The organism is Cyanobacteria bacterium GSL.Bin1 (assembly GCA_009909085.1).
Lineage (GTDB): Bacteria > Cyanobacteriota > Cyanobacteriia > Cyanobacteriales > Rubidibacteraceae > Halothece.
Genome location: JAAANX010000088.1, coordinates 18,183 through 40,504, shown reverse-complemented (window position 1 = coordinate 40,504; position 22,322 = coordinate 18,183). Strand labels below are relative to the sequence as shown.

Sequence of the window (22,322 nt, the reverse complement as noted above, 5' to 3'; positions counted from 1 at the left end):
GAACCAAAAGATTAATTTCCAGACGGTTGCTCATGTAGCTAATGTTTCTACGGCTTATCTCTATAAGTACCCTGAGATTAAACATCGTATTCAAACTCTTCGTGACCAACAGAAAAATCAACCTAAACCGAAGAAAGCTCCTTCTGCCTCTGATGATTCTAAATCAGTAATTATTTATAATCTCAGAGAGGAGAACAAGAAACTTAAAGGTCAGATAGAACAGTTTAGAAAAGCGAATGAATCTCTAACAGGAAGACTCTATCAACTTCAAGAAAGCAGTAATCTAGCGGAACGTCTTAAGGTGGAAAACGCAAGATTAGTAGAGGAAAATAAACGTCTTCAATCAGAACTTACTTCAACTAGAGAAGAATTAGAAGAGTGTAAAACTGAGTTGAGAAATGCCAATCCTAAAGTCGTTTCTATTGACTCCTTAAGAAAAGCGACTTCTCAAGAAGAGATGTGTAACCCATCTCCTAGCTCTCTAGAAGAGGAAGAAGTATCTAACCCTGAAGAATCCATCCATAATCTAATTAAACCTCGCTTGAAAGAAGTAGGAATTAGACTTAGTAAAAAGTTAAATGAATTAATCGACTTCCTCCAAAAAGAAGACGTGCTAAATGCTTTATCTGCGGTTGAAGAATACTTATCTACAGGAAAAAAGGTTAAGTCAAAGGCAGGGTTATTTAGAAAAGCCTTAGAAGAAAATTGGACTCCCAATTTAACCGATGAAGAACGCCAATTCAATCAAGTAAAAGAATCCTTTGGTAAATGGTACAAACTGGCTAAGAATGAAGGTCTTGTCCAAGCCAGTATGGGAACGAAAGAAGGGATTATCGTCTTAGAGCCAACAGGAGAATGGACTCCTTATGAAGAAATCGTTAAAAGAGGCTGGACATTGGAGTATTTAGAAGAACGAGCTAAAAGATAAAGATAAAAATTCTAATTCTATGATGATATCATTTATAATTTTTATGATTTAGATATTTTACCCCTACTTACAGAAAAATGACAATTACCGAAAAAATTAAAAAACTTAAAGTAATAAATCAAGGGATTATAAGCTCCTTTTTTATTGCTGAACAATATTGGCAAATTTTATCTCCATTACTTGACGATCCAAATGTATATTCAAGATGGAATTATAGTGAAGGTGTTATGGGTGCTAAAGTTTTACGTATGGCTTTATTCACTAGCATAATTGTGGATATGCACGCGAGCCTTTTTGATAAGAACAACAAAAGCGGAAGTCTCAAAAAGATAATTGATGATTTAGGGGATAAAAATGTCAAACAATACTTAAAGGATGTCTTTTCTACGCCAGATGAAATTCATTTTGTTGGTAATCATTCAGAAGAAGAAATTGCAGACATGATTAAGACAATTCAAAAGCAACAAAAACAAGAGCTAGGAAAAGAATTTGAGTGTCTTCATAGAAAAGTCATTGAAGATTACGATCATCTTGAGAAATCAGATTTAGCTTCACGGATAAAAAAAGCAAGAGATAAAATATTTGCTCACAAAGAAGTCAGGCAAATAGATGATGAACGTAGGTTTTTTGATGTGGCAGATAATGATATTAGTATTAGTTTTTATGACGCAAAAGAATTACTTAATGCTTCTAAAATAATTATTTTTAATACTAATAAATTACTTGAAAAATCGGTTTTTTCACTAGATATTCTTCTGGATCATCACAGATTTGTTGCGAGTGAGTTTTGGAGAAAAATGTAGTTCTTACTCAGAGTGCAGGAATCCTCTATGAATGTTGTAGAAAGTAGTAATGACGTAGAATGCTTATAAGATATACGTTGTGGATATTATAAGCGACATAACAGATCGTTAGACTGACATACGCAACGCGCCACTCTCTTGGCGTGTTCAAGACGCTGCCTACTTATGCTCAGGTGTTTTCTAGCCAACCGCTTTCTGGCTTTTTTGCGATTAGATGAACCTTTTTCTTTTCGAGAAAGTTGTCGTTGAAACCGTTTAAGCTCCTGTTCTCCTTTTCGGAGGAAACGAGGGTTTTCTACTTTCTCCCCGTTGCTGTCAGTCAAAAAGTGGGCTAGCCCCACATCAAGCCCAATCACACGCTTGGTTGGCTCCATCTCTTCTTTCACTTCAATATTGATACAGAATTGGCAGTAGTACCCATCTGCTCTACGAACGATCCGAACGCGCTTAATTTGGTCGGGTGAGTAGAAATAGATGTTTCTACTTCCCACTAATTTCACACGACCAATTCCATTCTTATCGGTGAAAGTGATGTGCTTTTTCGTGTTGGGGTCTAACTTCCAACCCGTATCTTTATATTCAACTGATCGGTTGTCTTTTTGATATTTGGGATAGCCCTTTTTCCCTTTTATTTGATTGCGACAATTTTTGTAGAATCGATTAATAGCTGCCCACGTTCTTTCAGCTGCTGCCTGTCTCGCTTGTGAGTTGAGCTTACCCGCCCAACTGAACTGGTGAGACAGCACACGACAGTATTTGTTTAGATCGTACTTGCTAGCGCCAGGAGTATCTTCCCAATAGCGAAGGCACTTGTTCCGCACAAATTGCATGGTGCGGATCGCCTCATCTATGGCAGAAAACTGCTTTTGCTTGGCTCTAATTTTGTACTCTAAAACAAACATTTATGCTCTAGTGAGTGACTAAACTTATTTTAGCACGTTAAAAGTTTGTTCGTCTTCGACTCACCCGCCTTAGATCCAACGGCTAAAGCACGTTGGTTTTACGGCGATTCCTATAAGAGTGCTGCAACAAATAAACCATCCATAATGTCTTGAAATTTCCCTAAGCAGCCTATAGCTACTGGATGATCATTTTCTTGGATTACTCTAAAAGATGGATCCGACAGCCCTCTCAAAGCTCTTTCCCTTGCTAGGATCGGCAAAGATTGCATCAGGAACTTCATGCTGTATTGGTACGAGGGTCAACTCTATAATCAAGCCACCATTCCCCTTGCTATTAATGACCCCGGCTTATTGTATGGGGCAACTGTTTTTACCACCCTCCGCGTTTATAACCATGATTTAGACCATGAGTTAACCCAGTGGCATGACCACTGTGATCGCTTACAGCAATCCCTGCAAGCCTTTGCTTGGCAGCAACCCAACTGGTATCAACTCAGAAAAGGGGCAGAACAATTAAGCTTACATTTCCCGGTTTTACGCCTGACGATTTTCCCGGATGGACGAGAGTTCATTACCGGGCGTCCGTTACCACCGGATCTAGAACAAAAACAGGAAGTAGGAATTGTCGCTTGGCTAGCGAATGCGGAACCCTTTCGACGGAGTTTTCCCACCCACAAAACGGGTAATTATTTAAGCAGTTGGCTGGCGTTGCAAACAGCGAAAGCAAAAGGGGCGCAAGAAGCCATTTTGGTGGATGAAGCGGGGAATTGGTTAGAAACCAGTACTGGCAATTTGTGGGGGTGGAAAGAGGGGATTTGGTGGACTCCGCCAGTTAATGATGCGTTATCTGGCATTGCGCGATCGCGCCTCCTCTCTCTACTAAAAGCACAAAACATCCCCGTCCAAGAAACCATTTGGACCCCCGAATTTGTCAATACCTTACAAGCCCTAGGTTACAGTAACTGTGTCGTGCAAGTAATTCCCATTCATACAGTAATCACGGAAACTAGTGACTTAATGGTGAACCGAAGCCGATTGCTCTGAGCGATGATATTGACTCTCAGTTGAACAGTCACTGGAATAGACTTGTTGCCAAGGTTGATCTTTCTCATACAGATCTTTCAAGGCGGTTTCTAGATCTTTAATCAAACATCGTGCGCTTTTTTTCGTTTGACTGGAAGGATAATCGGCAGCATCAATGGGAGTTCCCACTTTCACTTGCACTTTTGTTCCCCAGTTCGGATAGGGTTGCGAATAATGAATACTAATCGGAACGACTTTTACACTTTCTTTGACTTGGCGTTGTACTTGCGCTTGGATGGCAATCCGACCAATCCCCGCTTTTAAGGGCTGTATCGTCTGCTGTCGATAGATATCGCCCTCAGGAAAGATAACTAGCATTTCTCCCTGAGACAACACCTCAATACTTTGACGAATCGTGCTTAAACCGGGATGTTTCGGATCAACGGGAAAGCCGCCCATATGGCTGATCACCCAACCTTGCAAGCCTCGCATTTCATTCTCGGACACCATGTATCTTAAGTCACGACCAGTTTTCCAACGTCCTGCTGTATAGGGTATAATCAACGCATCCCAACGCGAGCGATGAGTCGGCGCCAGTAGCACGGGTCCCGTGCGCGGCAGATTTTCTCGTCCGAACACCTCCAGTCTGCCAAAATATGCAGGGAGAAGCAGGTAACACCCTAAAGGATAAACGATACGACTTAACCAGGGAGAAACAGTAATATCGGGCATGAGTTAAGGCAAGAGAATGCAAAGGTGGGGGATGCTAATTACTACTGTAAGTGATATTGCCCTATTTTGGTAGGATGTCAGGACAGTTATCCCGTTGTCACGGTAGCCACAGAGGCGTTAATCCCGAGATCGGTAATTCCTCTAACTCTGGTTGTTGAGCTGGGTTGTCAGTCAGCGTTGGGGTCGGCACTAATAACCAAAGACGGCTGTCAATAATGGCTTCGCCAGAATTACTCCGTAAGGTGGGATGAGAATTGTCAGCACTGTTAACGCTCATGGTTTGGTCAAATAATAACGCTAGACCATCAGGAGACAGACTCATGGTAATATTCTGATATTCCGGTAAGGTTAACAAAGGAATAATTTCTGTGCTTTCGAGGTTGATACTCACTAAATACGGTTGTTCTCGATATTGTTCGCTATCAATTAATTCCGTAAGTAAGCAGTAGAGATCCGTAGCGGTGGGGTTAAATTGACAATTGAGAATTGACCCTTCAGTATTCAGCAGATTTTTTTCTACCCCCTGGTTGGTGACGACGTAGAGAGAACGAGTGTATCGTTTTTCAGGATCTTGAGTGTTAAAGTTCACCATGGCGGCGGCTCGACCATCGGGGGAAAAGGTCAAAACTTGACCATATTGGGGTAAAAAGTTAGAAGGATTACTATTTTCTTCGAGGGGAATTAAAGCAACCCCTTGTCCTTGAGCAATAGCGAGGCTCTGACTATCAGGAGGGATTATAAATTCTCCTCCTTCTACATTATCAAGACGTTGAGGAGCGGTTTCTTCTTCGAGTAACCAAAGACTTGTTTCTCCTGCATCCTCTTTTTGGGCTCGTCTGACAATAATTTTTTTGCCATCAGGCGACAGATCAAATTCAAGAATTTGATAGGTATCATTTTCTAAAACCTGCTCAATTTTTCCTAGTGGGGCTTTGGTCTCATTAATTCCTGTCGTTACTGTATAGAGTTGTTGTTCGAGTTTTCCTTGTTCCCAATGATCGCGGGAAGTGGCGCTAAATAAAATCCGATCGCGCTGGGGATAACTGGTAAATTCATTAACAACTAAGTTCGGCGGTGTCAGGATCGTTTTTTCTTGTTGGGTTAAGTTATATAAAATTAATCGTCCTTTTTGTTCCCCTTGTACTCCCAAATAAACAAAGGCGCGATCGCGAGTTTGAAAGGTGTCTTGAAAGGGTCTAATTTCACTACCTAACCGTTCTTTTGCCCCATTAATGGTTAGTTGATACTCTGTACCATAAGGGGCAGGTTGCTCTAAGGTATAAGCCATCCGTTTCCCCGACCAACTGATCTTTCCCGGCAATTCCGGTTTAATTTTTAAGTTATTTTCGACGCTTTCTTGATCCATGGGACGACTAAAGCGAATCAGAAAAGCGCGATCGTCAGCACTAATTTTTTCCCCTTGCCAAGTAAAATCTTGAACTCTCGCTTTTGCCTTAAACCAACAATTTTCTCCACAAAGCGTTTCAGCTAAAATGAGTGCCGATAAGAGCAGACTCAGCAGAATAATGAACAGGATTGAAATGCGATCAATGGGTTTGAAGCGACGACTAGGAACCATAAGGATTACGGGGGGTAGGAATTTCAGTGACTTGCTCGGCACGAATCACAACTTGGCGTTTTACTTGCTTGTCTGAGTCTTGGGTTATTGTTGAAATCAGCTGCTCAGTGATCATTTCTCCTTCTACTTTTAACCAAGTATCAGCCGGATACTGCTCCTTAGTATTTGCAAGTTGGACGGGTAAGGCAACGGGATAAGCATCGATCGCGCAACAGGTAATAATAAACTGCGCCAGTAAAAAATAATTAGAAGGCAATTGCTCTTTTTGAATCACAAAGCCCTGCACTTTCACTTTCTGCCCTTGATAAGCATCCGGTTCCGGATAAGTATTAATCGTTTTAATCCAATCAATCAGCGATCGTTCTTCAGGTTGAACCTTGACACGGAATTGTTGGGGTGCCGTTTGGGTCATGGGAAGGGTTTCTCTAATCCCTCGTTGTAAGGCAATTTCACTGCCTAAAATTTTCGGCGGCATCAGGAACCCTAAAATGGCGGTTCCTAACAAAAAAAAAGTACTCCATCCCACCGGAAACAGCGTCACATGCTGGAAAAGGGGTTCCCTACCTCTCTTAACCGTTTGCAGAAAATAAAGCTGCAATAGTTTTATGATTCCAAGTAGTAATAACACCCCTCCTGTTACGACAACCAGACCAATATAATTCGGATGAATTAAGAGTCTAATTTCACCATTTAGCCAATACTTAAATAATAAAGTCCCCCAAGCTAGAAACGTCAGTGCATCTAAGCTGGGAAGCAGGAAATAATGCCAAGTGGACGGAGAAACTTTTGGGATTAAACGCATCTTTTATAGTGATCAAAAAGAGACCAAAATGAGGCAACAACGAATAAAAGTAGATTTCTCCTCTATCGGTTTAATCTTAATTCAGAGAAGAATCAAATTCTTTAGTGACTTTATCTCCAATATTGATTACTTTACCGGCTTGGGAGGACCGAATGCGAGTATTAACGCTGAGGCGATAGTAATGGTTAAAACGACTCCGTGTTGTCCATGACGGAAGCGTTGCTTGGCGCTGTTGAGTAAAGATGCGCTGGAAGTGAGGATATTTTTCTCCCGTGTTAGGGTCACGAGTCGGTACGACACAACGTTGACAAGGATTGACTCCTGCCAAGGCAACCGACCCAACGGAAAAGTGAACAGCTGTTCCGGCCTCGGCAAAGAGTTGATCTTCCCAGAAAGGAGGAACATGACTGATTTCTAAATTTGCTCGTAAGCGCGATCGCGCGTTCTCTACTGTCAAGGGCGGAAACCAACTGGCAACCGTTTCTAAGGTCGCCGTGCTAATCACAGTGGGACCATAGGCTTCTGTATCATCGGGAAAGCCGCCGGCGGGTTGTTCTCGGAGAAAGACGGGCTGTTGAAAATAATGGCTTAACCACTGATTAATCGCCTCAGTTTCTGTGGGTAAGTGAAAGGAAGTAGAAGCTGAATCGGGATTGAAAGTGACACTCAGTTGATTCAGGTCAAATGCCGTGCGCAATTGATGGACTTTGGGATTATTTTTCCCGTTCACATACTTCCCTTGGCCATCAAACATTGCCCATCTGCGATCAAAGTTTAGCGTTCCTGGAGCAATTACCGTCGCGTAATCACACAATATTCCATCTAACGCTTTAATTGGATAGATTAAGATTTTCCCAATTTGAGCAACCATTATCATTAACAGTGCGTTGTTCATTTACCACTGCTCAGTCGCTTACTCCTCACTGGCGATGACTTCCACTTCATCTTCACGCAAGTGAGCCGTAAACTTTTTTTCAAATTTCACCTTCACTGGAAGATTGGCACTAATCGGTCTGCCTTGCCATTCGGTAACAATTTCTTGAATTGTTCCTTCCATCCCTTTAATATCAAAGGCTTCTTTTTTATGCTTGGGATGGTGATAAACAATAACGGATTCGGTAACGCGAACGCGATCGCCAGGTTTCATATAACTTATCTTAACGTTTACTCTTATTGATCGATGATTGAAATAAAAAAGGGGTTGCTAAAGCCGCAATTAGCGAATATAGCTTTACTATTGTTGCATAATAAGGGTGAACTGCTAAATTTTGAAAAAGAAAATTCAAGGACAACGGTTAGCGTCTTCTTCTGGTACATCAAATAAGACAGTACTGAAATAACGCTCTGCCCAGGCTTCACCAAAGGCTTTTTCTAGCACACGGCGGGTTTTGTCATTTTTTTGCTGTTGGCTACAGTACCGTTGTTGTCCGGCTAAATTGGCTTTTTGTTGCTCGGGAGACACGGGGTTTGCCATCTGCCCTTGTTGACAGTGAAGGGTTAAAAAATCCCGCACTCGTCCTAAGAATTGTTCTTCCTCTTGCTGATCTTCAGGACGAATAAATAGACAAAATTCCGAAAAGATATCCCCCCAGGGGGGTAAGTCCCGGGGTTGGGAAAAGTTGAGCGGAGGCAGCTTTGATAAGGCTGTTGTATAGGTTGCTGGTAACTCACCGTTCTGACTAACTGGGGATAAATCCGCGATCGCCGCACTAATTTGACCTCGTCCGCCCACTAAATCACAACCAAAAATGGGCAAATCATATTCGGGTCGCGGGAAAACCACACAATGGAGAATATCAAGATTATTCCCCACCTTCGCTAATTCCAAATGCAGTTTCCGAAAGGCTTGGGTTTGGTAACAGCGATTTTCAATGGTGAGTTTATCCCCTTCGAGTCGTCCTTCGATATAGCCGAGATCTTCAGGTAAATGATAAGGCAATAATTGTAATTGCTCTTGCCATACCGTAGTGATTGTATTGGCTAGCGCTCGAATCAGAGGATGTTGCTCAGAACGCAAAGACGATGACGGTTCAGACATAATTCCCTCGCTAGAAACAGTGTTTCTCAAGATATACTGAAGATGATTCCCCTCTTCCGAAGCCATCTCTAATCATGACTTCGCTCCAGGAGAGGTGACAAGCCCTAATTGTCAGTTGTTCATAGTCAATTGTCAATTGTTTGGCGAATCTCTGTAAAAAAGATTTAATAATCAACTGAGGTAATATGTTGGGTTTAGGCTGGCTCGAAGTAAGTGTCATTTTAGGTGTTGCCATCTTAATTTTTGGACCAAAAAAACTACCCGAAATGGGCAATGCTCTGGGCAAAACCTTGAAAGGGTTTCGTAATGAAATGAATGCCCCACAAGAAGAAGATGACTCAGAGTTTGATCGGAAATCAGATTTGTGATTTGTAGCTGTACTCAATGGAAAAAACAACAGCCCTCATGTCGAAAGAACCGCTCCCTCGCCGTTATCCTCGTGTTCCGATTCAACGCCGTATCTATGCCTTTTTGCTAGATTTTGCGGTGGCATGGTTTGTTAGTGCTTTAGTGGGAGTTGCCCTTTTGCAATTGATTGTGTTTGTTGCTGCTTGGTGGGGACTGCGGGTTTTCGGTGCCTCTCGCTTTAAAGGGCAAAGTTTAGGACGTTGGGCATTTGATATCCAAATTATTGATGGGCGACGGGGGCGATTTCCTGATGTGACTTTGTTAACGAAGCGCGAAGGAGGGCTGAGTTTAATTGCGTTTATGGGGTTGGTGGGCTTACAGTATGGATTTCCAAATTTTCTCTCCATTATCCTCTTACTTTCCCCGATGTTAGTTGATTTAGTCGTTGCCATTGGGGATGAAGAAAACCAGCAAGCGATTCATGATCGGTTTTTTGATACGGTGATTGTTCCCAGTCGTCGGGGTTACTCCCTTGATCTTCGGATTCGCCGTTGGGTTGATCTTTTTTTAGATCGTGTGAGATAATAGTGGGCTGTGTCTTCATTATTGAAGAAACTGAACTAACCATTGCATTAATCCCCAACTATGGCAAGTAAAAAGGGTGTCCGGATTATTATCACGTTAGAGTGTACTGAATGTCGGACCAGCACAGATAAGCGTAAAAAAGGTGTTTCTCGTTACACCACGGAAAAAAATCGTCGGAATCATTCAGGACGGGTTGAATTTAAGAAATATTGCCCTTACTGTAACCGACATACTGTTCACAAGGAAACGAAGTAGCACACCAATCGAACCAGGAAATTATGGCCTATTATCGCAAACGTCTCTCTCCAATTAAACCGGGAGATCCCATCGATTATAAAGATGTCGAACTTCTACGAAAGTTTATTACCGAGCGCGGGAAAATTTTACCGCGTCGGATTACGGGCTTAACTGCAAGGCAACAACGGGATTTAACTCGAGCCATTAATTATGCTCGGATGCTAGCGTTACTGCCTTATGTGGATGCAGAAAGTTAAATCAATGGGTCTTTTGTGGTTTGTCATTGATCCTTTGTTCCTGTTGTTGGATATGAATAACTCATGACGAATGACGAATGACTCCAATGTTGAATTACTACCAGTGAAAGTTACACTAGAGGACGAGTTGTTTAACAAGCGCAAAGCTGGTGGAAAAGGGAACGTTAATCGAATTTAAAGCTCAAGGCGAGCGTCGTCTTGCGGTTGCAGAGCGACCAGAAGGAAAAAAACATTGGATTGTTTTGGATCAATGGGGTCAGTCTCACACCCTACATCCCCGACAAGTGGAGTATGAAGTGGGAGGCGACCCCAAACGCCCCCAAGAAATTTCAGCTTTTCTAGGAGAAGTTGAATCCTATTTAGATCCGTCTAGTCTAGAAGTGGCTTGGGAATTGCTGGTGGAAGAGGGAGAAACCGTTACACCAGAACAGATGGCGGAAGTGCTATTTTCGGATCAAAGTGCAGCACCGTGCTACGCCGCCTATTCTTTGTTAGCCGAAGATAAAATTTACTTTAAGCGTAAAGGAAATGTCTTTGAACCGCGGTCATCGTCACAAGTCGCGGAAATTAAACACCAACTGGAAGTTGAGCAACAACGGAATCAAGAAAAAGCAGAATTTATTCGTCGAGTGAAGCAAGCTTTAACGGGTGAGTCCATTCAGTGGCAAGGCAGCGAGGGCTTTGCCGGTTTTTACGAAAAGCATCGTGCCCGTTTTGAAGCTTTAGAACGTTACGTTCTCCAACCGGAACAAGAGGTCCGTCTCGCCCAAGACACCCTAGCGGAAATTGGACGGGAACAGACCCCTGATGCAGCGTTTCGCTTGCTGGTTGACCTCGGCTTATGGAGTCGCCATGAAAACCTTTTCTTGCGCCGTAGCTCCTATCCTAAACAGTTCCCGAAGAAGGTGTTAGATGTGGCGCAGCAATACTTAGATTCCCCGCCTGACGATAGTGAGCCTAATCGCGTAGACTTAACTCAGCAAAAGGTTTACACCATTGATGATGAAAGTACAACAGAAATTGATGATGGGGTGAGTCTGGAAACTTTATCTGATGGACAACATCGGATTTGGATTCATATTGCCGATCCCACCCGCTTGCTGCAACCCGACGATGCACTGGATCAAGAAGCGCGTCGGCGTAGTACCAGCTTATATCTCCCGACAGGGATGATTCCGATGTTTCCCTCAGAATTGGCAACGGGTCCGATGAGTTTGGTGCAAGGGCAAGTCTGTCCGGCAATGAGTTTTGGGGTTACTTTAGCGGCGAACGGAGAAATTGCCGATTATACGATTGCAGCAAGTTGGGTGAAACCCACCTATCGCCTCACTTATGATGATGTGGATGAAATGCTGGAGTTGGGAGTTACGGCTGAACCCGAAATTGCCCATCTTGCTTACTGGGCAGAACAACGGAAACAATGGCGCCAGTCGCAAGGGTCAATTAGTATTAGTTTGCCGGAAGCGGTCATTAAAGTAACTCAGGATGAGGAAGTGGAGATTGAACTGTTAGACGACTCGGTTGCCCGTCAACTGGTGGCGGAAATGATGATTCTCACGGGTGAAGTGGCGGGGCGATTTGCCATTGATAAGGAAATTCCCTTGCCTTTTCGCTCACAACCCCAGCCGGAACTGCCACCAGACGAAGAGTTATTACAATTACCAGCTGGACCGGTTCGCTATTGTGCGATCCGCGGGTGTATGCCTCGCAGTGAAATGAGTACGACTCCTGCCCGCCATGCCGGTTTGGGACTAGAGGTTTATACCCAAGTCACCTCCCCCATTCGCCGTTATGTGGATTTGTTAGGTCATTTTCAAATCAAAGCCTATTTGCGCGGTGAACCTTGCCCGTTTTCGCCAGAACAAGTACAAGAAATTGCTTATAGTGCAGGAAGTGCCGCTTACGAAGCGACGCTGGTGGAACGACAAACCAAGCGCTATTGGGCATTAGAATATTTGCGTCGGCATGGCGAACAACGGTGGAGCGCGATCGTGCTGCGTTGGTTACGACAAGAGGATAATCTGGGCATTATTTTATTAGAAGATTTAGGGTTAGAGTTACCCCATCGCTTCCAAACTAATGTTGAACTGGGCGATCGCGTGGAGGTAGAAGTTGTAGCTGCCGATCCCCATCAGGATCTCATTCGCTTCCGAGAGTTTGTAGAAACAACTGTTAATTAATCGTTACCTTCTGGAATTAAAAGTCAGCTTTAAATAAATTTTTTACTGTTGTTGATTGATGAGGTAACAATGAACGATTTAGGCAAAAAACGATTAGAAGCGGCATGGACCATTGCCGGATACGCCACTGGCGGTGGGGCAGTTTCGATGGCAGCGACTCCGGGTGTGGAAGTGCCAAAACAAGTCCTCCTCGCAGTTTCTGACGTGCTGATGTATGGCACGATTTGGAAGATTTATTTTGAAGAAGATTTAGCCCAAAAAGAATTATTAGAAATCCTGGCCGAGTTGGGATTAGTCACCGTGACAGCAACCGGTGCCGCTTATTTAGTCGCCGAAGCTACAGCAGCGATCGCGCGGGAAATTTCTAATTGGCTTGGACCTTCGGGTTGGGGCGTTTCTGCTATTATTGCTAGTTCTCTGACGGCAACCATTGGCGCATTGTGGGCCCTGCATTGCGATCAGCTTTACCAAGAACGACAAGCGCAAGCCGAACCGCCAGCAGCGACAACAGATGCCGAATAAGGTTTTAGTCCCGTAATAAATCAGCGCGATCCGTTGCTTCCCAGGGTAAATCGAGATCGGTGCGACCAACATGACCGTAGGCAGCGAGTTTTTGAAAGAAGCCGTCATCAGACAAGGAAGGGCGCGATCGCAGCTGGAGTTGCTTGATGATACCCGCTAGACGAAACTCAAACTGTTGTTCTAAGCGGGTAGCAATTTCTTCTTCTGAAATTTGACCGGTGCCGAAGGTTTCCACTTGCACACTTACGGGGCGGGATAATCCTAGAGAATAGCTCAGTTGCACTTCGCATTCCCGCGCTAGATCCGCTGCCACCACGTTTTTAGCTGCATAACGAGCCGCATAAGCCCCCACCCGATCAATGCGAGTGGGGTCTTTTCCACTGAGGGCTGCCCCACTGTGTTTGGCATATTCCCCATAGGTATCGATCGCGTTTTTGCGCCCGGTTAACCCTGCGTGTGATTCGGGACCCCCAGGACTAAGAATGCCTTCTGGGTTGATATAGATGCGCGTTTGCTCATCGGGTTGAATCGGGGCTTCGGCAAAAACCGGTTCAATGACAGTTTGGCGAATCTCATCTCGCAGTTGCTTCAAATTAGGAGTGGTAGGGTCATTCTGACTGGCGAGAATGGTAATGCTGTGAATCCGTTTCGGTTGGCGGTTATTATATTCAACGCCCACTAGCGTTTTCCCATCCGGAGAAAGATAGGGGAGTAGCTTCTGGAGTTGAACTTCATGCAATCGTCGCGCCAGTTGGTGGGCCAACCAAATCGGCATCGGCATTAAAACCGGCGTTTGGTCGCAAGCAAAGCCAAAAACGGTTGCTTGATCGCGGGCGGCAATTTTCTCAATCTCCTCATCGGACAGTTGTTCTTCATTAAAGTTGTCTTGAGGCGACATTTTTTCTAAACTGGTCAAAATTGAGCAATGTTTACCACTGAAACCGGTGCGATGGTAGCCGACGCTGTCGATGACATCACGGGCAACCGTGGTGAAATCCACGCTGAGGTTCGGTTCAAAGCGAGCAGCAATAAACAGAATCGCAGCGGAAATTGCACACTCAACGATCGCGCGCGATTGCGGTTGCTGTTGCAAGCAGCGATCAAGAATGGCATCGCTAATCTGGTCGCACAGTTTATCGGGATGACCAGCAGTCACCGACTCGGAGGTGAACATAAAGTCTTTTTTCATTTCGCCTCACTGAATTCAATGGTTTTCGTTCCTTCATTCACTGCCAGAGAGAGGAGGGCGCACCCTGCAATCACTGCTGTATCCAGGGGATCAAGCGGACCCAACTTTAACAACTGCCGTAGGGGCGGTAAAAACAGGGGTAAAAGTTGTAGGGCAAGAGATCCAATCACTGCCGCATCAAAATAAGGATTATCCGGACGCGGTTCGCCGCCGATTAATGAAGGTTGGGTAGAACGGGCATTCAAGGCATTGAGAATCTGCGCGATCGTTAACCCCATAAACAAGACTGTACTGGCGCGAGGTCCGGGTCCATGGCGGGTGAGGGCATAACCATAAGCCCCCAAGGCACTGACTGATAAGACGGCTGCTTCGAGTCCGATCCGTTCGTAGTCAGACTTGCTTAAAATGGGTTCATCGGGATCGCGGGGTGGCTGATCGAGAATATTCGATTCCGGTGCTTCTAAGGCTAGCCCCAAACTCGGAAAAACATCCGTTACTAAATTCAGCCAGAGGAGTTGCATCGTGTTTAGGGGTTCGGCAAAACCCGCTGCTGTACCGACAATCATCACCGCGAGTTCGCTGAGGTTGGTGGCGAGGAGAAAGTGTAGGGATTTGCGAATATTACTGTAGATGGCGCGCCCTTGCGCGATCGCGGCGATAGTCGTTTCTAGGGCATTATCTTCAAGGATGACATCTGCCGTTTCCCGCGCAGCATCTGCCCCGCCTTTTCCCATGGCAATCCCGACATTAGCTGCTTTCAAAGCGGGACTATCATTAATGCCATCTCCGGTCATGGCAACAATTTTCCCCGTTGCTTGTAGGCTTTGCACAATATTCAGTTTATCGGCAGGACTAACCCGGGCAAAGACATCCACTTTATTGGCGAGGGCGTCTAATTTCTCGCTACTGAGTTCTCCTAACGCCGAGGAATCTAAAATTTCGAGGCGACCATCGCGCCCTAAGTGTAATTCCTGCGCAATGGCATAGGCAGTGGGACCTTGATCGCCGGTAATCATCACTGTATCAATGCCGGCGCTATGGAAGCGGGCAATCACATCAATCACCCCCTCTCGAATTGGATCGGCCATCCCGGCTAAGCCTAACCAGACCAAATGTTCTTCCATTTCACTTTCGCTAATCCCGCTATCTGCCATGCGGTAAGCAAAGCCCAACACTCGCAAGGCTTTTCCTGCCATTTGCTGATTCATATTTTCCAGCAATCGCCGCTCTTGTTTCGTCAAAGGCAAGACTTCCCCCTCTTGTGCTCGATACTCACAGCGCCGGATAATTTCATGAGGATTCCCTTTCACTGCAACCAGGCATTTTTCATCGCCAAAACGGTGCAGGGTACTCATTAACTCATGATTAGCCGATCGCGCATTCGTTGTCAGTAGCGGAAACCTTTCTCGTAGCGCGATCGGGTCAATCCCCGCATCAATTGCGATTTGTACGAGGGCATTTTCCGTTGCCGAACCCGCAAGGGTATAGCTTTCCCCAGACCGCGTCACTTCTGTTTCGCTACACAGCACTCCCACCTGGAGTAACCAAGAAGCTTCTTGATCATGCAAAGGCGCAATTTCCCGGTCTCCGAAATGCCAGCACCGGTCATCCTCGAATCGAGCGCCCTTAAGACCTACTCGCACATCTTTAACCACCATCTGATTACAAGTGAGAGTGCCGGTTTTATCCAGGCAGATGGTTTGTAGGGAACCCAAGGACTCCACCGCATCAATCCCCCGAATCAGAACCCCTTGGCGACGGGCTTCTTGAATGCCTAATGCTAAAATTGTGGTCGCGATCGCAGGTAAGCCTTCGGGAACAGACGCCACCGCCAGAGAAATGGCACTTTTGAGCATGGTTAACCAGCCTTGTCCACGTAAAACGCCAATGCCAAACTCTAAAGCACAAACAACTGATCCAATTAAAACCAGTTGTCCGCCCACCTCATCCAGTTGTCGTTGCAGGGGTGTTTCCGGCACAATTGCTTCTCCTGCCATGGCTTGGATCTTGCCAATTTCCGTTTGATTACCGGTAGCGACAACAACTGCCCGTCCTTGTCCACCCGTAACAAGGGTTCCCCGATAAACCATATTTTCTCGTTCGGCGAGAGGAACCTCTCTTTGTTCTAGTGGTGTGGCAATTTTTGTCACGGGGAGGCTTTCTCCGGTTAGGGGAGACTCATCAATTTGCAGATTATCACTACTCAGTAAACGGGAATCGGCAGCAACGCGATCGCCGGTGCGCAAAATTAACAGATCGCCGACCACGACTTCTCCCGAATTAATAGTTTCCTCACTACCATCGCGAATCACCACCGCAACAGGTTTCCCTTGGCTTTTCAACGATTGAATAATCCGTTCTGATTGACTTTCGGTCACATAACCAATCACGGCATTCAATCCCACCACACCGGCAATGGTTAAGGCATCCGCAACCCCGCCAGTGACCAGAGAAATTCCCGCGGCTACTCCTAATAACATCACCGGCAGGGAATTAAATTGTTCGAGGATAATTTCGAGGTCTTCGCGAACCTTGGCTTCTGCAAATGTATTCCAACCATATTGCTGCGCACTTTGCGTCACGGCTTCTGCCGATAACCCCGTAGTTTGGGACGTTCCTAACCGCTGCAATAGGGTTTCTACCGTTAAAACGTGCCAATCACTGGTTTCCTCATGGGTTGCCGGTGGAGGGGGTTCCTGATCCTGATCTGGTGGCGTTGGTTTCTTTCCCGATTGGTAACTGGCAAGAGTATCTTCAACCAGGGATCGAATCTCTGAAGCCGGACGAGTAGGATCAAATCGAACCAACAAATTACCCGTCAAGGCATTCGCTTGGACTTGCTGTATTCCAGTTTGCTGACTTAACGTTTGCTGGAGATAATCCGCCAATTTTCGAGACCGATAAAGTCCCTCAATTTGGTAACGAATTCTTCCTTTGACACTATGTATTGCTAAAGTGCTAACCAATTTCGCTATTCGTGCATCACAATTGACATTCTATTCTTGAGAGTCCTGAACGTCCTGAACTGGGGTAGGGGAATTCCCATTTTCTTCCCCTGTCACTGTAGCATCAGCTTTCGGTAATGACCGATGGCGATCATGGAACTTCATAAAGCTATCGAAGCTATACCAAGCTAAGACATACCAGGGCACATCATCCAGTTGTGGACCTTTGAAAATTAATTGTCGCAGCGCTAATCCTCCGAAAAGAATTGGCATCAGCGATCGCGCATCAACGGTCCCCTTTGTCGCCTCCCGGATACGAGTATCAAACTCCGACATTCCTTTGAGAACCGTTTTTGCTAGGACCGAATCAGTTTGATCAGACACCGCAGCCGTATTTTCGGACTGAGAACTCGTTTCCTGTTCTTGGGCTAACTCGGCTTCGACTTCTGCACGGAGATCCGCAATCACCTCTTCTAAATGGGCAAAAGATTCTTTTCCTCGTTCTTGCAGCGTGATCGCTGCCTTTAAGACATCCTTAACCAAGGGCTGTTCAACACTTTCTGCCGTTGCCACCCAAACCGGTGCGAAAAAAAGTGCAGCGATATCTTCAAAACTGCTTAAAGGTTGATCCTCTTGATCTTCTCCATTTGATTGCTGTGTCATTACCTTTTCTCCATGCTTAACAGTATTTAAGAAAAATGCTATTTTAGGGGGCGGTGAGTGTCAGGTAATTGTTGAGTTACTTTTTAGTGATGAGAACTCACTTTGGTTTTGACACAAGGAAGTTAAGCCTCTCCATCATAGCTAGTCTTATTTTAAATGGCGAACTCGCGATCCTGGTTCTAGAGGGACAAACGAAAGAGTTGAATTGACAACCCCGTTTAAATTTTCCTCAACAGAGGATTTTACTCTAATTTTTTCCAGAAGCGACAGTGATGGCAATCCGCATCGGGCGGGGGGTCTCATTTCCAATGACCGTTACCAATCGCGCGATCGCAGCCAACATCAATAAATTATTTATTTCGCTGATTTAAACATCATAAGTAATATTGTATTTTTTAACAATATTTATACTTAAAAGAACACATTTAAGTATTATTCGTTGTCACTTAAAAATATACGAGGTGCGTTCTCATTGGATAAGTTAGCCATGTCATTGATGTCAAAGTGGAATTTGCCTTCAAACAAGTCTTCTGTAGTTTTATGATGATTATCCAAATTTAAAAGCTAACAATTCTTGCAGGAGGAAACTTCTTCGAGAAGACGCTGTTTATCCCTATAACTCAGAAGTTTAGCCTAAAATTAAAAATTAAATCGTGATTCAGTGGATATACTAAATAAAATCTGCTAAACTGGGGGCAGTTAATCTAAATTCAGTGTTCTTTACTAAATAAGAAAGTGATTACGAGCACACGTGTAAAAATAAAAGCACAACAAGGAAACTTAATTCCCAACTTACCTTGTGTAAACAGTAAAACTAAACGAGTGATCGATATCTTCGGTGCTCTGGTAGGACTGAGTCTCACTGCCCTCCTTTATATTTTTATTGCGCCAGCGATTTATTTAGATGATCCTGGTCCGATTTTTTTCCGCCAAACCCGAGTCGGACTTCATGGTCAAACCTTTCGCATCTGGAAATTTCGTTCAATGGTTAAAGATGCCGAAAAGCGTAAGCATCTAGTCGCTAACGAAGCGCAAGGGCACATCTTTAAAAATGAAAATGATCCTCGAATTACGCGGTTGGGTCATTTTCTCAGGCGGACTAGCTTAGATGAACTCCCTCAATTTTTCAATGTCCTTAAAGGAGAAATGAGTCTAGTGGGAACCCGTCCGCCAACGCCTGAAGAAGTGTCTCAATATCTGCCTCATCATTACCAACGCTTGCATGTTAAGCCGGGGTTAACTGGAGAATGGCAAGTCAATGGACGCTCCAGCGTCAAAGACTTTGAAGAGGTAGTGAAAATGGACCTTCTTTACCAGCAAAAGTGGTCTCTACTTTACGACTGCCAACTGATCTGGAAAACAATCTGGGTGGTGTTCAAAAAAGAAGGAGCTTGCTAGTCAATGCCGAGCGTAGCCAAGGGGAAGAAACTGCATACCAAAAGTTCCCCTTTGCTCTTCCCCATCTAAATTATGTAGAAACGGATTCATATTTAGCTTAGCAATCGACCAAAATCAAAAAAGACTTCATCCAATCAGGGTTTTTCTTTCTTTCAGGACGAGGGATTATCACTCAATGCTTCAAATCCGGAAACGACATCCAGTAATTCAGACGTAATTGCGCTTTGACGTTGACGACGATATTCAGAAGTGAGATCGCCAATGCGATCTTGAAGGTTTTTCTCTGCTGATTGCATGGAAGATAGGGGATGATAGGGGGTTCCGGTGCTGGGTTCGTTATAAAAGAGGATCACGCGATCAATCCCCTCGCGCACTTGCCATTCTTCAATGGCTAATAAAATTTCTGTGGTGAGATCCACAATGCCATCAACAGCAGCAGGAACGGCAAATTGTTGATCAATCAGGTGATTTGCACTTTCTAAAGAGGGGAGTAAGCGCGATCGCGCTTAAAATCGCATTTTCTTCAATTCATTGTCGAAAGACGGATGTGAAGACGGCTGCGATCGCCAACAGTTCAATGAGCAAACGATAAATTGGCTTCTGAACCTTTATAATAATTGCCAAGACAATGCATCTGCATTACCTTAAGAATAGAACTGAATCAATAAGTTGAGACATCGCAATGGCTGCAACATCGGCTCCCTGCTCAGAATCTACACTCACCAATCGGTATCAAACAACAATCCCTGAGCCAGTTCGCAAAGCGCTAGGCTTAAAGAAGCGGGATAAAATTTGCTACATCATTGAATCTGAGGGTCGAGTAGTTATTTCCCGCGTTGAGCAAGAAGAAAGTGATCCCATATTAGACAAGTTTCTGGATTTTATTGCAGAAGATATGGAAAAAAATCCTCAGCAGATACAAGGGATTCCTTCTGATTTAGTCAATCGTGCTCAATCTTTAGTTGCTGATGTGGAAGTGGATTTAGATGCACCCCTCTCTGATGAGGATGAATAAGCGTGTCTGTCAATCAACCGTTAGTGATTAATGGGTGGCGTATCTTTGCTCATCCGCTCTTTCTGAATCAGTTGGAAGAACTGATAACTCAAGTCGAAAAGCTGCGCCAAAAGTATTCCCAAGACTACAAAAAGAAAAACCCGACAAAACGTCTTGCTGCAATTATTAAGCTCGCCTTTGAAGTCATCCCTGAAGATCCGACCCGTAGCGAATATCGCCAAGGAACGACCCTAGGTAATGAGTACAAGCATTGGTTTAGGGCTAAGTTTTTTCAGCAGTATCGATTGTTTTTCCGATACCATCAACAGAGTAAAATTATTGTTTTTGCTTGGGTCAATGATGAAACCTCTAAGCGAGCTTACAAGAGTCATTTAGATGCGTAGCCCCTGTGCTGGAAAGTGGGTATCCTCCTGATGATTGGGATGATTTACTGAAGGAAGCAAAAGGTGAAACAAAACGTTTAGAGAAACTTCGTCAAAACCCAAATTTAACGGGTTAATAACATTTGGATTAGCAAGACTTTTATTTATGTTGCTTTCACAAGCTAGCTTAGAAAAATTGAGGAAACTGATTAATGAGGAAACAGATCATCGTTCTGGAGAGCAGCTTGTAGAATTTTTTAATGAGCTCGGTTTTGAGGATTGTTCCGAGCGAGGTTTTCCTTCACGATGGCAATATACAGATGATAAACTTCAGGAAATTAATGGAACATCTCAAATCGAGGACTGTATTAAATCTGTTTTTAATCCTGCAAAATTTATCAAGCGATTTGAACAATTAGATGAACATATCGATGATTTTAATCGCTATTTAGTTTTTGATAAATGGAAAATTGTCCGTAACCAAGCGAACGTAACCTTTCAAAAACTCGATAAAGTTGAAATTGATGATTATGCTGAGAAAAAAACATCAGAGAATGAATTCATTAATCCTGAAATAACTAATATAATAGTCTCACATCTCGGCTTTGAAGGTAGAGTTTTGGATGTTTTAAAACATCGGATCAAAGAGATCGAAATATGTTGTTTTCAAAATGTACCGCTTGCAACTATTCTCCTCACTGGTAGCACTCTCGAAGGCATTTTTTTGGTCTTGCAAATAAATATCCCAAACAGTTTAATTCAGCCAAATCAGCTCCGAAAGACAAGGATGAGAAACCCAGAAAATTTAATGAATGGTCTCTCAGTAATTTTATAGAGGTAGGAAAAGAATTGAATTTAATTGAGCATGATATGCAACAATTTAGTCATACCTTGAAAGATTTTAGAAACTATATTCATCCATTTCTACAGGTTAAATCTGGGTTTGAACCACGAGACCAGACAGCAAAAATATGTCTCCAAATTCTTGAGACAATCATATATGATCTTGAAAAGAATATTGAAAAAATTAAAGAGTGAAGATGATCACATAATTGTCAACTGCGTTCCCGTTAGCGTTGGTTAAAATATGGAAATGGGAAGCTTACAGGAATTGTTTCTAATCCCGATTTGGCAGAAGCACAATGGAAGCGTATAAAAAATATTTAACAATAGAAGATCCCAAGCAAGTCATCTTATCAGATTTGCCATTCTCCCCTGGACAACGCGTGGAGGTAATCGTGATTGCTGAGGAGGATGAACCAGAAAGTTTAACTGATCGCTGCCAAAAGTTGTTTCAAGAAACGCAAGCGATCCATGTGCTATCCCCCTTAACCGAAGAAGAGGTGCAAGCAGAAATTGAAGCTTATCGTCGGGGTGAATGAAGGTTATTATTGACACGAGCGTTTTAATCTCCGCTGCCATTTCTGGAAGAAAGCCAGAAGCAATTATTTTATGGCTGATTGATCGTCGAGATGTGCATTGGATTGTTTCAGAAGCAATTTTAAGCGAGTATAAGGGAGTTTTATCGCGCCCGCGATTCAAGTTAACTGCTGTGCAACAGGAAAGTTGGTCTCAGGTTTTAGAGGAAGCAACCACCCTAGTGAGTGTTAATATCAAGACTCATTTTCCCAGAAATCAAAAAGACGTGAAATTTTTAAGTTGTGCAGTGGCGAGTGAAGCTGACTTTTTAATTACAGGAGATCGAGAGTTGCGTGAGGCACAAGAGTTGATTGAGACGACGATTATTTCTGTTTCTCTATTTCAGCGTATCATTCGGGAACTGGATCAATGAAGGGTTAAGGTCGCTCATGTAA

Annotated in this window: 23 protein-coding genes and 4 pseudogenes; 16 read left to right on the top strand and 11 right to left on the bottom strand. The window is 44.0% G+C overall.

Translation table 11 applies throughout. From position 1 onward, the window contains the following. Both GVY04_11540 and GVY04_11535 read left to right on the top strand, forming a co-directional pair. Window positions 1–928 (top strand): hypothetical protein (locus GVY04_11540; protein ID NBD16736.1); only part of this gene is annotated, 928 nt, incomplete at its 5' end. Window positions 929–1,005: 77 nt separating this feature from the next. Beyond that, entirely contained in the window at window positions 1,006–1,731 is a 726-nt protein-coding gene (locus tag GVY04_11535) for a hypothetical protein (protein ID NBD16735.1), read from the top strand. Window positions 1,732–1,835: 104 nt separating this feature from the next. On the opposite strand, the pseudogene GVY04_11530 reads toward GVY04_11535, so the two are convergent. Further along, window positions 1,836–2,633: pseudogene (locus GVY04_11530) on the bottom strand (transposase). A gap of 279 nt (window positions 2,634–2,912) precedes the next feature. On the opposite strand from GVY04_11530, the gene GVY04_11525 reads away from it, so the two are divergent. Continuing rightward, window positions 2,913–3,677: a 4-amino-4-deoxychorismate lyase gene (locus GVY04_11525; GenBank protein NBD16734.1), complete on the top strand. Its 765-nt coding sequence runs from the start codon at window positions 2,913–2,915 to the stop codon at window positions 3,675–3,677. On the opposite strand, the gene GVY04_11520 is transcribed toward GVY04_11525, so the two are convergent. The 6 genes from GVY04_11520 to GVY04_11495 form a co-directional block, all read right to left on the bottom strand. Further along, a complete protein-coding gene (locus GVY04_11520; GenBank protein NBD16733.1) occupies window positions 3,648–4,388 on the bottom strand; it encodes a 1-acyl-sn-glycerol-3-phosphate acyltransferase in 741 nt (246 codons plus the stop codon). The two genes, GVY04_11525 and GVY04_11520, sit on opposite strands and share 30 nt — an antisense overlap. 97 nt (window positions 4,389–4,485) lie before the next feature. Then, on the bottom strand, window positions 4,486–5,967 hold the full coding sequence (locus tag GVY04_11515) for a hypothetical protein (GenBank protein NBD16732.1): 1,482 nt from the start codon (window positions 5,965–5,967) through the stop codon (window positions 4,486–4,488). After that, on the bottom strand, window positions 5,957–6,769 hold the full coding sequence (locus GVY04_11510; protein ID NBD16731.1) for a TIGR03943 family protein: 813 nt from the start codon (window positions 6,767–6,769) through the stop codon (window positions 5,957–5,959). Before GVY04_11510 ends, GVY04_11515 begins: the two co-directional genes overlap by 11 nt. A gap of 76 nt (window positions 6,770–6,845) precedes the next feature. After that, window positions 6,846–7,640 carry an MOSC domain-containing protein gene (locus tag GVY04_11505; GenBank protein ID NBD16730.1) on the bottom strand — a complete coding sequence of 265 codons (795 nt, stop codon included), beginning with the start codon at window positions 7,638–7,640 and terminating at the stop codon, window positions 6,846–6,848. Between the two features lie 42 nt (window positions 7,641–7,682). Further along, a complete protein-coding gene (locus GVY04_11500; GenBank protein ID NBD16729.1) occupies window positions 7,683–7,916 on the bottom strand; it encodes a ferredoxin--nitrite reductase in 234 nt (77 codons plus the stop codon). A gap of 135 nt (window positions 7,917–8,051) precedes the next feature. Further along, a complete protein-coding gene (locus GVY04_11495; GenBank protein NBD16728.1) occupies window positions 8,052–8,807 on the bottom strand; it encodes a phycocyanobilin:ferredoxin oxidoreductase in 756 nt (251 codons plus the stop codon). A gap of 185 nt (window positions 8,808–8,992) precedes the next feature. On the opposite strand from GVY04_11495, the gene tatA reads away from it, so the two are divergent. The 6 genes from tatA to GVY04_11465 all read left to right on the top strand — a co-directional run bounded on the left by tatA (window position 8,993) and on the right by GVY04_11465 (window position 12,936). Beyond that, complete coding sequence (gene tatA / locus GVY04_11490) at window positions 8,993–9,175, top strand: twin-arginine translocase TatA/TatE family subunit (GenBank protein ID NBD16727.1); 183 nt, start codon at window positions 8,993–8,995, stop codon at window positions 9,173–9,175. A 37-nt stretch (window positions 9,176–9,212) separates the two neighbouring features. Further along, on the top strand, window positions 9,213–9,740 hold the full coding sequence (locus GVY04_11485) for a hypothetical protein (protein ID NBD16726.1): 528 nt from the start codon (window positions 9,213–9,215) through the stop codon (window positions 9,738–9,740). Window positions 9,741–9,800: 60 nt separating this feature from the next. Further along, window positions 9,801–9,995 (top strand): 50S ribosomal protein L33, encoded by a 195-nt coding sequence (rpmG, locus tag GVY04_11480; protein ID NBD16725.1) that lies wholly within the window; start codon window positions 9,801–9,803, stop codon window positions 9,993–9,995. Window positions 9,996–10,018: 23 nt separating this feature from the next. After that, on the top strand, window positions 10,019–10,234 hold the full coding sequence (gene rpsR, locus GVY04_11475) for a 30S ribosomal protein S18 (GenBank protein ID NBD16724.1): 216 nt from the start codon (window positions 10,019–10,021) through the stop codon (window positions 10,232–10,234). Window positions 10,235–10,383: 149 nt separating this feature from the next. After that, a complete protein-coding gene (locus GVY04_11470) occupies window positions 10,384–12,414 on the top strand; it encodes an RNB domain-containing ribonuclease (protein NBD16723.1) in 2,031 nt (676 codons plus the stop codon). A gap of 69 nt (window positions 12,415–12,483) precedes the next feature. Then, a complete protein-coding gene (locus GVY04_11465) occupies window positions 12,484–12,936 on the top strand; it encodes a hypothetical protein (GenBank protein ID NBD16722.1) in 453 nt (150 codons plus the stop codon). A gap of 4 nt (window positions 12,937–12,940) precedes the next feature. Here the strand turns inward: GVY04_11465 and GVY04_11460 are convergent, their stop codons facing one another. Genes GVY04_11460 through GVY04_11450 form a run of 3 tightly spaced genes read right to left on the bottom strand, consistent with a single transcriptional unit; the run spans window position 12,941 to window position 17,733 of the window. After that, window positions 12,941–14,125: a methionine adenosyltransferase gene (locus GVY04_11460; protein ID NBD16721.1), complete on the bottom strand. Its 1,185-nt coding sequence runs from the start codon at window positions 14,123–14,125 to the stop codon at window positions 12,941–12,943. Further along, window positions 14,122–17,091 carry an HAD-IC family P-type ATPase gene (locus GVY04_11455; GenBank protein NBD16720.1) on the bottom strand — a complete coding sequence of 990 codons (2,970 nt, stop codon included), beginning with the start codon at window positions 17,089–17,091 and terminating at the stop codon, window positions 14,122–14,124. Before GVY04_11455 ends, GVY04_11460 begins: the two co-directional genes overlap by 4 nt. Before the next feature lie 30 nt (window positions 17,092–17,121). Continuing rightward, window positions 17,122–17,733, bottom strand: a complete 612-nt coding sequence (locus tag GVY04_11450) for a DUF5132 domain-containing protein (protein NBD16719.1) — start codon at window positions 17,731–17,733, stop codon at window positions 17,122–17,124. Between the two features lie 205 nt (window positions 17,734–17,938). Here GVY04_11450 and GVY04_11445 point away from each other — a divergent pair, with 205 nt between their 5' ends. Both GVY04_11445 and GVY04_11440 read left to right on the top strand, forming a co-directional pair. Next, complete coding sequence (locus tag GVY04_11445; GenBank protein NBD16718.1) at window positions 17,939–18,082, top strand: hypothetical protein; 144 nt, start codon at window positions 17,939–17,941, stop codon at window positions 18,080–18,082. A 359-nt stretch (window positions 18,083–18,441) separates the two neighbouring features. Beyond that, the gene (locus GVY04_11440) at window positions 18,442–19,131 is read left to right on the top strand and encodes a sugar transferase (protein ID NBD16717.1); all 690 of its coding nucleotides are present in this window, start codon (window positions 18,442–18,444) and stop codon (window positions 19,129–19,131) included. A 152-nt stretch (window positions 19,132–19,283) separates the two neighbouring features. Here GVY04_11440 and GVY04_11435 read toward each other — a convergent pair. Then, window positions 19,284–19,628 (bottom strand): annotated as a pseudogene (locus GVY04_11435) (F0F1 ATP synthase subunit gamma). A gap of 185 nt (window positions 19,629–19,813) precedes the next feature. On the opposite strand from GVY04_11435, the gene GVY04_11430 reads away from it, so the two are divergent. The 5 genes and pseudogenes from GVY04_11430 to GVY04_11410 all read left to right on the top strand — a co-directional run bounded on the left by GVY04_11430 (window position 19,814) and on the right by GVY04_11410 (window position 22,300). After that, the gene (locus GVY04_11430; protein NBD16716.1) at window positions 19,814–20,146 is read left to right on the top strand and encodes a type II toxin-antitoxin system PrlF family antitoxin; all 333 of its coding nucleotides are present in this window, start codon (window positions 19,814–19,816) and stop codon (window positions 20,144–20,146) included. Window positions 20,147–20,148: 2 nt separating this feature from the next. Then, window positions 20,149–20,645 (top strand): annotated as a pseudogene (locus GVY04_11425) (type II toxin-antitoxin system YhaV family toxin). Window positions 20,646–20,674: 29 nt separating this feature from the next. After that, window positions 20,675–21,546, top strand: a pseudogene (locus tag GVY04_11420) (hypothetical protein). Window positions 21,547–21,650: 104 nt separating this feature from the next. Beyond that, window positions 21,651–21,890 (top strand): hypothetical protein, encoded by a 240-nt coding sequence (locus GVY04_11415; protein NBD16715.1) that lies wholly within the window; start codon window positions 21,651–21,653, stop codon window positions 21,888–21,890. Beyond that, window positions 21,887–22,300, top strand: a complete 414-nt coding sequence (locus GVY04_11410; GenBank protein NBD16714.1) for a putative toxin-antitoxin system toxin component, PIN family — start codon at window positions 21,887–21,889, stop codon at window positions 22,298–22,300. The genes GVY04_11415 and GVY04_11410 overlap by 4 nt, the downstream gene beginning before the upstream one ends. The last annotated feature ends 22 nt before the right edge of the window (window positions 22,301–22,322 follow it).